The sequence below is a fragment of the Pseudoalteromonas luteoviolacea genome, from assembly GCF_000814765.1.
Lineage (GTDB): Bacteria > Pseudomonadota > Gammaproteobacteria > Enterobacterales > Alteromonadaceae > Pseudoalteromonas > Pseudoalteromonas luteoviolacea_H.
The window spans coordinates 568,030-580,337 of record NZ_JWIC01000006.1; the positions used below are offsets into that span (position 1 = coordinate 568,030).

The window sequence follows — 12,308 nt, forward strand, 5'->3', positions numbered from 1 at the left end:
TCAAAATGGAACTCCAAAGTTATATAGCAAAAAATGGTACGACCATAAATATTGAAAAAGGACAGCAAGTATTTACGCAAGGTGAACTCTGTGAACATGTCTATTTGGTAAAAACAGGGTTATTAAAGGCATTTTATTTAACTGAAAATGGCAAAGAGACCATTAAGTCTTTTATCCAATCAGGTACCATCATCGGAAGCTTAAATGCGGCCCATTGCCAAGTACCAAGCACTTTTAGTTTGGAGGCGTTGGAGCAATGCAGGCTCGTACAGATACCCTTAAACGAACTGTTAGCGTTAAGTAAAGAGTCTATTTCAATCTCACAAGAATTTATCCAAATTCTATTGTCTCTATCATTAAAAAAAGAACGCAGAGAATTTGAGTTACTCACTTTATCTGCATCTCAGCGTTTTGATAATTTACGTAATACAGATCCTGAGCTTGTTAAAAAGCTCACGCAAAATGACATTGCTAAGTATTTAGGGATCACACCTGTGGCATTAAGTAGAATCAAACATCAGTAACTTCCGATAAGTCTACGCTGGAATTTGCAAGGCGCTCACGAAGTAAGCGGTTGTCGTAGTTAATTGGGTTTTAGATAGTGCACTGCTAAGCTATTTCTATGGTGTGATGTTATGTGCTAGAAAAAGCGCTGTAGGTATGTCATCTTTATTGATGATAAATATGAAAGGCCATCAATGAGAGTCTCCAGTTTATTAATTTGTAGTGTTATTCTATTTTCAGAAGCCGTTAGTGCAACAAACTTTTTTAATCAGTGCAAACAAGTCAAAGCCAATATTACATCTCATTTAAATGCTGATTTAAAGTGGTCTAACTACACAGTACGTATTTTTACAAGCCTAGATAAAATTAGATTTGAAGGCTTTGATATTCCGTTAGTCGTTACCGAAAATATGGAAGAAAGCGCTTTGTTATTTGACGAAAACCCCGAGTTCGTCATGTCCTCTCTAGAAGATGATGAATATTTTAAAAGCCAGATAGTGATACTCAATTCGAATCTATTAGAAACTTTTCCTACTAAGCAGCCATCTTTTATTACAGGTAGTCTTTTTGATATATTGAAAAAAAGCTTGGATATTTCGTCTAGTGACTTTGTTTGTGATAAATCAAAGTTGGATCGTGATAACCTGAAAAGTGTTGCGGCGCTTGCAGAAAAATCTGTGTTAATCACATTAAAATCAGTCGTTGCTCCTTATGGTGCGATTGATGCAATCCGAATAAAGAATAAGAACGCATTTATAATCAGAACTGCAACAGGATTCGAGTATTATGAATTGCTCAATGGAAAGTCCTTGAAAATCCTAGTTGAAACACATGAAGAAACTGACCTCGATCAATTTATAAATGCACTCGGGTCCACTGGCATATATAAAGAGTCTTCCCAAGTTACAGCTGCGATTTTGAAAGCGATTAAGTCAAGACAAATCAAAGATTGGGAAGATGTACTTCAAGTGATGATGGACAAAGACTATTCACATTCCTCTCAAGCCTCAATTAGAACAATCATCCAAAATCTAAGCAGTCATTAAAAGTACTTCAACTTTAGCTTGCATTTGGGGACAGAACACCTAAGGTGCTTAATAGTTTCAAATAAGAAAGGTTATTTCATGTCGAACAATAATAAAATGACGGATGAAGAGTTTTGCCAAATGATCACCTTGCTGTCTAAATTTGCAAATACAGAAATGGATCAATTTGAGCTGTGGAAGTTCAAAAGCGATTTTGGAGAGGTATTGGTGAGTATGTCTCTGAATACAAGCGAAGATAGTTCGGCCTATACGGATGTCTCTGAAGCGATTAAATAACAACTTAATGTAGTGGGTTTGACCCAATCAGCCATACATCTAAGCGAATGACAGCCGCGAGCATTAAAAACCCAGTCAAAGTTCCAACCAACTGTACAACTTTATTGCATTTTATTTTGTCTGTAGTGAAGGCAATAGGCCTATTTATTTTTGGCCTGACAGCCTCTAGGTAGGATCGCAAATTTTATACTGATTACCTTTTTCAGGTATTGTAGAATGCGAGTCAATCATACTGGTTGCCTCCTAGAGTAGTGGATCACACTCTATAGCTAAACTTCAATTTTGGTAAAAATATTAATGATAAAAAGCTGCTTTAACTTTAATTTAAAGATAATACAAGTTGCCATTTTGGCACTAACATTAACAGCTTGTGGTGGAGGGGGAGGTGATAAAAACACTGCACCCAAATCAGATTCACAGGTGACATCAACTCAGGTAAATATAGATACGACTGCGCCAGTTATCACATTAAATGGTGACAAACATGTTGAGATCTTGCTTGGCAATAGCTATACGGAGCTCGGCGCATTTGCCAAAGATAACGTTGATGGTGATTTAAGCGTCAGCTTATCTGGTTTAATTAATGTTAATCAAGTTGGTACTTATACGCTGACATACACTGCAACAGACAAAGCTGGCAATTCATCTAGTGTGCAAAGAGTCATTACGGTTATTGAATCTCCTGACAGTGAAGCGCCGATTGTAACACTCAATGGTGATAGGGAGATAACTTTAAGTTACGGTGAGGCCTATCAAGAGCTGGGAGCAACCGCAACCGACAATCTAGATGAATCTGTTCATGTTGCAGTATCGGGTTTTGTAGACTCTTTTAAGCCTGATGTATACAAAATTGCATATACTGCGAGGGATAAGGCAGGGAATACGGGCACTGCATCTAGAGAAGTAACGGTACTGCCCCAAAAAGACATTACTGCGCCAGTAATAAGCTTAAATGGTAATAGTTATATAAAACTGTTCCTTAATGAGTCTTACGAAGAACTTGGCGCATCCGCTATAGATGACTTTGACGGCGAGATAGAAACCACTACGTCCGGAAGTGTTGATACGCAGGCGGTTGGTACTTATACGGTTACGTATACAGCTATCGACAAAGCAGGTAATTGTACAAGTGTTGAACGTACTGTGGATGTAATAATTCAAAGAGCCTTTATTACTACTTGGAAAACGGATAATACTGAATTCAAATCGACAGATGAGTACACGGTAAAGATTGCGACGATTGGAGATGGTTACAACTTCAATGTAGATTGGGGGGATGGTAAAGAAGATACGAATGTAACCAGCTCAATATCACATCGCTATGAAGCTGCGGGCACATACACTATTAAAATTACGGGAGATTTTCCTCGATTTTATTTTGATGAAAATGAAGCTGATAGAAACAAAATTCTCTCAGTTGAGCAGTGGGGAGATATTCGTTGGTCTTCTATGGAAAGAGCATTTTTTAACTGTGCGAATTTAGTCGTTAACGCCCTTGATGCACCTGATCTTTCAAATGTTACAAACCTTTCTTATATGTTTGGATTTGCGGCTTCTTTAAATCAAGACATTAATCATTGGGACGTATCCAACGTCACTGACATGACTGGTATGTTCCAAGGGGCTTTTATATTTAATCAGCCAATAGGCACTTGGGATGTATCAAATGTAGAGCGTATGGGCACTATGTTTAATGAGGCCTATAAATTTAATCAACCAATAGGTGATTGGAATGTCTCTAATTTACAAGTTATGTCTAACATGTTTAACCGCGCGACTGATTTTGACCAGCCATTAGGCAGTTGGAATGTTGCTTCAGTCGTCTACATGAACGATGTGTTTCATTACGCAGAGTCATTTAATCAGGACATTGGAGACTGGAATACATCTGCGGTATTTTACATGGGCCGTATGTTTAAAGGCGCATCTTCATTTAACCAGGATATTGGACGATGGAATGTATCCGGTGTGGCTTATATGAATAGTATGTTTAAAAATGCGGATTCATTTGATCAAAACCTCAGAAACTGGGATGTTTCAAACTTGGTTAATATGAGCAGCATGTTTGAAGATATCACTCTGTCAGTGGAAAATTATGATGCAATTTTGCAAGGCTGGAGTGAGCTTCCTAATCCACCGCAAGGAATAGGGTTTCACGCTGGACATAGTCAATACTCTGAGCGTGGTAAAGTAGCTAGAGATATATTGACTGATATGCATAACTGGAACATTGCCGATGGAGGCCTAGTAGAGTAAGTATCCATTTCATTTTAAAAAGGCTCGTGTGATAAGCGGGCCTTTTATTTACCTAACTTAAAGTAATAGGCCGTATTTTCAGCTTTTAACTCGTTAGTTCAATATCTCTTGATGAGCACTATAGTTAACGCTTCATCTTTATTTGATATCCTCTCAAATGAGTTTGATTTTACGACTACTCACAGTTTCTCACATCAAAAGCATTTATAGTGTCTTTGACTTTATCTGTTAAGGAAGCAAATGGTCATGATTCATTATAAGTTTTTGATAATATTACTTGTGTTTACTCTTACCTCTGTTCTAACTGCTTGCAATAATAAGCTAGCAGACAGTGATCTCGAATATACATCGCATACTTTTGATTCACTTAATCACCAACTCTCAGGACGTCTCTACAAACCAAAACATCATACAACATCCGATCCTATCGTTATTATGGTACATGGAGATGGTGCAATGGATAGGACGGCAAAAAGCTATTACTTACCCATCATTCATGCTTTGGTAGAAAAAAATATTGCGACATTTTCTTGGGATAAACCGGGAGTTGGCAGGTCAACAGGTCATTGGTTATCACAATCTATGGATGATAGAGCGTCTGAAGTCAGGGATGCAATTGATTACCTTCGTTCTGCAGGCTACCAACATAATCAGATCGGTTTACTCGGGTTTAGCCAAGCTAGCTGGGTGTTTGCAAACTTATATCATGATACGCGTGTTGAGTTTATGGTGCTCGTTGGTGGTGCTGCTAATTGGTTGGCTCAGAGTCAATACAGTATGTGGATCCGTCTTGTAGAAGAAGAAAAAATTAGCATGGATGATGAAGCAGCACTGTTACGTATTGAGCAATTAAGTGCTGAGGAGTATAAATTAATAAAAGCAGGATACGATCACTACCTCGCAGCTATACTTCATCAAGATCCATTGATGCCTGAGCCGATAGGAGATGAAGCGCGGTTTAACTTTGTTCAAAAGAATATAGATTCAGATGTGCTTGAAGGTTATCGTCAACTCAACCTACCCATGTTTGCAATATATGGTGATAGTGACGTGCATGTGGACATTGAGCATAGCCAAACTGAATTTGCCTATGCCTTTGAAAATTCTAAACAACCTAATGCTAGCCTAGAGCAAGTGGTGATTAGTAACGCTTCGCATGGTCTACTAAAGCCTGAATTACCACTTGATGCTATTTTTTTCTATAAAGAATAGCCACTTCTCACCCGGTGCCATTGACACTATCGTTGATTGGATAGAATCACAACGAAGCAACGAGTGAATAAAAACTGCAGTTGAATAACAACGATATATATTTATCAGTTTGCAGCTAGTTTGCAGTTGAATGCCATTATGTAAATAGGGCGCAACTATTATATGTTGCGCCCTATTTGATCAGAATGATGACATGGGTAATCGAAGCACCAATGCATACCTGATAAACCTGAATAGGTTGCATAAAGAACAGCTTCGAAAAACAAGAACTCTGAAAAAAACGATAAAAGCGGTCTTAGAAATGACACAATATGAACAAAAGTGCTGAACACAGACTTTAATCCTTACAATCCACTTTATTAATATGGTAACCGCAAAAACCACTTTTCGTTCAAAAAGTCAGAAATTAAATACAAGTTGAATGTACCTATATAGGTTAAATATTCCTTGGTTGATGTTATATTATAATTAATAATAGGTACTAAGCAGTTTGCGAGAATAAATCTCATTACTCGCTTATAAAAAGTGAGGTGTTATCAACAAATGGCTAAAAAGATCAAATTTTTCGCTAAGAACGACAAGTATTATCAGTTCTCGAACTTTGCAGGCTTTGGGTTTGAACTAGATGGTCATTATTGGAAAACCATGGAGCACTACTTTCAAGCTATGAAATTTGTGGGTACAGACCAGTTTGAGAAAATAAAGAACAGTGGTTCACCAAAGCAAGCAAAAGATTTGGGTCAGACGAGGGCAGTTCCAATACGCTCAGATTGGGATACCGTTAAAGAAGATGTGATGTTGGTTGGTTTACGTAAAAAGTTTCAAGACGAAGCTTGAAAGAACTGCTAATTGGGACGGGTAAAAAAGAGCTAATTGAAGATTCACCATTTGATAAATATTGGGGGATCGGTGCGAGTGGGAAAGGTAAGAATAGACTGGGGTTTCTTCTAATGAAACTTAGGGACGAACTAACGTCTTAAGAAGCCAAAAAAGTAGGATGTTTACTGGTTGGATATGGTTACTTTATTTATAATAGTTAAATAATATGCCTACCAGTGAGGCATCTCAGTTCTGTTGAGGAAAGCTTTTTGAATCGTACATTTAGAACGCAATTAGATTTTGTATCTGTAATAAAGTTATCTGCGACTTTGGGCTTTGGAAGTGGTATTTTTATTACTATATTAACTGTTTTACCTTTTTTCCACTCTGATCAATCATTATTGGAGGGGGGATTGGTATTTTTGCTTACACCACTGGCTTCTGCGTTCGGTGGGGGAGTGACAGGTGCTTTTGGATTTCCTTTTTATTACTGGTATAGCAATAAGATTAAAGGGCAGTATTTATCAGGAAAGTTCGCTGAAGAAACAGAGAATAAAGAGTAAAGGCACATATAGTGAGCCAGGTTGTATATTTAAAGCAAATGAGTATTGATCTATAAGCTTAAATGCTGATTTCAGAATTAGAAAGTTGTTACTATTTTTAAAAAAATCAAACCACAAGCTGAACTTATCTATATTTAAAAATAACTAGGGCGATGTGCAATCGCCAAAAACAGTAGTATTTTATTAAGGGAGTATATGAGATTTATAATGCTATCAATGATTTTTTCTACACATGTCAGTGCAGAAGTTAATCTAGTTGATGTTGTTAATAAAATTGACTCAACAACGAGTTATAAATTATTAATAGATAAGTGTCCCGCAGATTATTTTCCCAAATCGAATTTATCTTCTCAAGACTACACCGACACTTGTTCAGTCAATCCTAATTTATGCTTAGAGCGTTGTGAAAGCGGTGATGCAAATTATTGCTCTTCGCTGGCAAACGTTATTCAAAATAATTTACAAAGCGGATATTACTCGGAAGCTTTATTTTCAAAATCTTGTCAATTAGGTTTGGTCATCGGTTGTACAAATAGGGCTTCAGGCTTAATTAAGCATAATGGTGACTCATCTTTAAACTGTGCTGTAGAGACTTTTAAGTTAGCTTGTGCTCAAAAAGATGAATGGGGCTGTACTATGTATGGTGCTTTTTTAGCACAAGGGAAAGGCGTAAAAAGAAATTTCGATAAAGCATTAGAAGTTCTCAAAGTCAGTTGTCAAAATGGTATTGACCATCCGGCATGTCAGCATGCCAAAAATATTAGTAGTCAGATTAAAACCGTCCTTAATAACAATCCATAAAACACAAGGCCCATTCAGGTTAGATGTTTGACTGTGTATTTGCATTTAGCTTGAAAGGGACGTCCAAGATGATTTTTTTGCCTGTAAATAAAGGCGATAATTACGTGTGATGTATCTTTCCTTGATATTGAAATCCATAGAAATATTTGTACCCTCTTTAACTTTAAGTACGCTTGCATTGTGGTTGTGCCCTATAAAAAATGCCAAGACCTATGTGTTATTTTTTAGGTTATATTCTCATTTTTTTCAGGTACTCTTATGATTGTTTTTATTCGATCTTTTATTAAATATTTGATATTAGAGAAAAGGTGTGGTTTTACAGAGTTAATTATAGAGGTTAGGTTTTTCTCAGTTTCTCTTATGGTTTTTAAATTTATTTTAAATAAATTTATTTTTACTTAACTGAGTGTTGAATTTAAATTAAATTTTAATTAATATCGATGTGGGTTAAGTTATAAATAAGGAAATATAATTATGTTTAAACGTTTTTTAATGATTGGTACTTTGGCTTTATCTTTACAGGCAAACGCTGGAGGTAGCACTGAAAGCGGTAAAATTTCTCAAATGTATGTTAATGCGGGCTGGACTATGGTTCACTTGCCAAATTTAGTAACTACGGAGAAAGGAACAAAAAATAACCCTGACAGTTGTGAGAATAACCATTGGTATGCACTTGAGCCAAGTGATCAAAACTATACTACACTGCATTCTACGCTCATGACTGCACAGATTTCAGAAAAGTCTGTACACTTTTGGGTTTCTGGGTGCGGTGGGCAAGATGGTAAATATCCAAAAATAACTAGTATTTGGCTAAATACTTAAATATATATAATCCGCCACCTTATTGAAAAGTGTGGCGGCTATAGAAAAAATAAGATTAATAAATTACATGTGTTTTATATTTATAATTAAATGGTTTTTACTTGATTTTTATGGCGTAATCTTTGTAAACTAATCTCTGATATATCACATCTGCTTAAAAGTAATGTTCTCAAGATTACTTAGAACCCTCAAAATTCTTATTATTATTTCTGTAAATGCAATATTTAAAATGAAAAAATATAAGTGTTATGCCTAGTATGTATACTGGACAATAAAAATGCTTAGTAAATCATTCATAATCATTGTATTAAATTCTTTCAATTTACACGACATAGACTTTGTGTGAAGAATACAGTTGAACGTTTTTTAAACATGCAAAGGAAATTATGATGAAATTACAGCTTAGTAAAAAAAACCTTAAAAACTTATGTGATAAAAAAGTTGTTGAGTCCGAGCAAACCCCATTAATAGCGGGTGGTGCGAGTGCTATCCCGCCAACTAGAGTTCAGAAAGGGTGCCCATATTTCTCGTACTACCCAGTTAATACTTGTCGTCCACGCTAATAACGTGGCGAATAGGGCACATTGAGTGCCCTATGAAGTCTCATCTGCATTGCTAGAATAAGTATCGATACGACATAGTGATTTTCGATTAGTCTTCGCTTTCTTTCTGTCTAAACCCGTTTATCAGCTGTTTTATGGGTAAAGTACCACGTAATATATTGTAATAGGATTAAATAATTACCTTTTCTATAGTGATTACTCCTAGCTAACAAGGAGCGAAATCATGTCTTTCATTTCAATGCCAAAAAATTTACGTAAAAACAAAGCTGATGCTGATTCTAAAGGGTTTGTGCCCAAGTCTATGATCGATACGCTGTTTGACTATAAAGCGTTTCTAGATAGTAGTGATTCACATGGTTCTATTGCATTAAAGGCCCCAGAACAACAAAAAAGTATTGCTGTTATTGGCGGCGGCGCTTCAGGATTAGTCGCGGCATATGAGCTATCAAAAATTGACAATATTAACGTGACTTTGTTTGAAGCCGCTGATCGTTTAGGTGGTCGAATGGATTCAGTTTATGTCGAAGATGGAGACCTTAATCAAAAAGTGTTTGAACTTGGTTGTATGCGCTTTCCGCCAACTTCATATACTTTGTACCATTACTTAAACAAGTTTGGTTTAAAAGCAACGCCTAACTTTCCTGATCCAGGCAAAGTACCCACAGAACTGCTTTATGAAAATAAAGTTATTCCATGGCATGCAGGTCAACCGACCCCATCCGATAAAGATTTTCAAAGAATAGGTGATGACTTTAATAATATTATCAACTTTTTACTCGGTGATGCGTCGGCACCAGATATTGAAAACCCGAGTAAATTGTTTGACTACTGGGCAATTTATCAATCAGATCCTTCTGAGCAAACAAAACAAAAAGTCGTTGATGCGTGGCAGGAGATCCTTACACAATATGCAGAGGTGACTTATTTTGATGCTGTATTTAAGTTAGCACAGAACAGATCGCTTGTAACTCGTCCATGGACGCAAGAAGATATGAATAAATTCGGTGCCTTGGGTGTCGGTGCTGGCGGTTTTGGACCGCTATATGGTGTCGATTTTGTTGAAATTTTGAGGCTTTTTGCAAACGGCTGGGAAGATAATCAAGAGTTGCTATTGGACGGTATTGGCGCATTAACTCAAGCTTTTGAGTTTGCACTATTAGGGGCAAAAACAGCAGACGGAAAACCAAAAGTCTCTATTGAATTAAACGCTAAAGTTAAGAATATTTCTAAATCGGCTGATAAATACGAGCTATTAGTGAGCAATAATGGGGGTCGTGTTGTTTCTTCTCAATTTGATTCAGTGATAGTCGCAACGACGACTAGAGCAATGGAGTATATGGGGCTCACCATTGCAAATGATATTGGTGATCAAAATTGTGAAGAGCAACAAGATTTGGTATCACAGGGTGTTAAAGTAGCGATTAGAAATCTTCATTTGATGAACTCATCAAAGTTTTTTGTCACTACCGAGCGCAAATTTTGGTATCCAGAAAATAATCCGCAAGGAAAAACGCTCCCATTTAACATTCAGACAGATGAGCTGATGCGGGGGTTATATTGTCTCAATTACGATAAAGATGTTGACGGTAAACCAAATACGCAAGGTAAGGGCGTGGTGTTGATAAGTTATGTTTGGGGAGATGATTCATCAAAATTACTCGGGTTAAGTCCTGAGGAGCGTTTTCAGCAATTTTTGCCAGCGATTTACGCGGTAAACGCTGAGTTTGCTGAGTTATTAGAAAAGCAAACACAAAAAGTATCTTGTATTGATTGGGAGAGTACGCCGAACATTTATGGGGCGTTCAAATTAAATTATCCAGGGCAGGAGCAAAGCAATAAAGATGCATTCTTTCAATATCAGCAAGAGCACCTAGGGCTAGTTTTAGCTGGAGACAGTATCTCTTGGGCTGGTGGTTGGCTTGAAGGCGCAATGCCTACAGGTATTAATGCTGCCTGCGCTGCGGCGAAATATGTTGGTGCACAGATCATTGATAATTCTCCGTTAACAGGCATTTCTAAAGATATGTATGATTATTCACTCGGGGAAAATACGGCTTTTTGTTTACTCAAAGATAATGGGTATCTGAGTGCGCCATCAATCTCAGCTTATCAATTTGGACAAGGAGACTTTAGCATTGAGGCCACTATTTCTACCTCAAGTTCTGGGACCATCGTTGGCAATAAATCAACAGCAGGTGGCAGCGGTGGTTACTTGTTGGTTATTCAACCTGACGGTTCGATTAAGTTCGCAACAGATAATGGTCAAACTTATTACCAAATAGAGAGTGCGCCTTCCACCGTCGTCATTGATAATACCTGGCACAGTGTTGTAGCTGTTCGTAAAGATGGAAAACTGACACTTCACCTAGATGGTAAGCTACTTGAATCTACGCAGTCTGGTGCCAGCGATCAAAGCCCGCTTGATGTTTCTAACCGCCTAGATGTGTTAATTGGTTCAGTACAACAAGCGCAAGAACCCTACATTCACTATACCGGTGGTATTACACAAGTAAGACTGTGGCGCCGGGCTTTAAGTGAGCAAGAAGTAGCGTCTCAGTATGAGCAAGGCACGATTATAGATAAAGAGGGCTTGGTGGCACATTGGCCCCTGGCTATTAATACCGACGATATTTCAGAGAATGAGAATAACGTATCTGTGAATGGTGACGTGAGCTTTATCTAGCATTCATAATATGTGCTGTTGCAGGTAGCATTTTAGTGTTATCTGCAACATCTGTTGAGTTTAACCAAATTAGGTGTTCTACTTATTTTTAACCCACTTTCTATGTAATACGTCACTCTTTTATATGTCTCAATTTATGTAATGCTTTGTAATAAAACAAAATTTTAAAAAGTGCTAACCTTGTTATTTTAAAATAGGGTGTACTTATGGATAAAATTAAAACGCCACAAGAGATTTCTAAATCAATCAAAGATAAACAATACATTAACCTGTCAATAGTCAATTTAGCACATGCTGGCGTTAGTTGCTTTACAGGCCTGAGAAATGAAAGGTTGATCCACAGCATTTAAAAAGGGCCGGATACTTATAGCCGTTATTTAAAAAACTCTATGGGTAAGTATTTGGCATTGCAAGGTGGTGCAGCCATTGCTTCTGTGGTTTTTCAAATACTATTTGGCGTAGATGATCCAACCTACACTAAGTTGATTGAAATAGAAAATAAAATTGATGAACTCTCAAAGCGGATGGATCAATGGTTTGAAAAAGTCATGGCTGAAATAAAGCACAGAGACGATATTTCAGATTACAAAAGTGAGCAAATCGTATTAAATAATATTTGGAAAAACATCTCTTATCTAATGGCTTTAGATAGAAATGACCTTTTTCAAGCCAAAGAATACATCATTCAGTTAACACAGTACTTTGATAAAATTTCGAATGACTCTTGGCCAGGTGATAAGAAATCTCTTGTTCATAACTTAGC

The 12,308-nt window shown here is 37.0% G+C and carries 11 protein-coding genes and 1 pseudogene; all 12 read left to right on the top strand.

Features of this window, described 5'->3' with window-relative positions; all coding sequences use genetic code 11:
* Positions 1-5: 5 nt before the first annotated feature.
* Positions 6-524: a Crp/Fnr family transcriptional regulator gene (locus tag JF50_RS13955; protein ID WP_052262301.1), complete on the top strand. Its 519-nt coding sequence runs from the start codon at positions 6-8 to the stop codon at positions 522-524.
* A gap of 174 nt (positions 525-698) precedes the next feature.
* The gene (locus JF50_RS13960) at positions 699-1,550 is read left to right on the top strand and encodes a hypothetical protein (RefSeq protein WP_039610034.1); all 852 of its coding nucleotides are present in this window, start codon (positions 699-701) and stop codon (positions 1,548-1,550) included.
* Between the two features lie 78 nt (positions 1,551-1,628).
* Positions 1,629-1,826, top strand: coding sequence for a hypothetical protein (locus JF50_RS13965; protein WP_039610035.1), 198 nt, complete (start codon positions 1,629-1,631; stop codon positions 1,824-1,826).
* 348 nt (positions 1,827-2,174) lie between these two features.
* Entirely contained in the window at positions 2,175-4,082 is a 1,908-nt protein-coding gene (locus tag JF50_RS26120) for a BspA family leucine-rich repeat surface protein (RefSeq protein WP_160290482.1), read from the top strand.
* Between the two features lie 456 nt (positions 4,083-4,538).
* A complete protein-coding gene (locus tag JF50_RS26125) occupies positions 4,539-5,294 on the top strand; it encodes an alpha/beta hydrolase family protein (RefSeq protein WP_160290483.1) in 756 nt (251 codons plus the stop codon).
* Positions 5,295-5,837: 543 nt separating this feature from the next.
* A pseudogene (locus JF50_RS13980) lies at positions 5,838-6,274 on the top strand (NADAR family protein).
* Between the two features lie 108 nt (positions 6,275-6,382).
* A complete protein-coding gene (locus tag JF50_RS13985; RefSeq protein WP_039610036.1) occupies positions 6,383-6,676 on the top strand; it encodes a hypothetical protein in 294 nt (97 codons plus the stop codon).
* Positions 6,677-6,871: 195 nt separating this feature from the next.
* Positions 6,872-7,477 (top strand): sel1 repeat family protein, encoded by a 606-nt coding sequence (locus tag JF50_RS13990; RefSeq protein WP_152614544.1) that lies wholly within the window; start codon positions 6,872-6,874, stop codon positions 7,475-7,477.
* Positions 7,478-7,951: 474 nt separating this feature from the next.
* Positions 7,952-8,299: a hypothetical protein gene (locus JF50_RS13995; protein WP_039610037.1), complete on the top strand. Its 348-nt coding sequence runs from the start codon at positions 7,952-7,954 to the stop codon at positions 8,297-8,299.
* Positions 8,300-9,085: 786 nt separating this feature from the next.
* Positions 9,086-11,545, top strand: a complete 2,460-nt coding sequence (locus tag JF50_RS14000; protein ID WP_039610038.1) for an FAD-dependent oxidoreductase — start codon at positions 9,086-9,088, stop codon at positions 11,543-11,545.
* 206 nt (positions 11,546-11,751) lie between these two features.
* On the top strand, positions 11,752-11,895 hold the full coding sequence (locus JF50_RS27180; protein ID WP_160290484.1) for a hypothetical protein: 144 nt from the start codon (positions 11,752-11,754) through the stop codon (positions 11,893-11,895).
* Between the two features lie 39 nt (positions 11,896-11,934).
* Positions 11,935-12,308: hypothetical protein (locus tag JF50_RS27185; RefSeq protein ID WP_039610039.1), on the top strand; the 374-nt coding region annotated here is incomplete at its 3' end.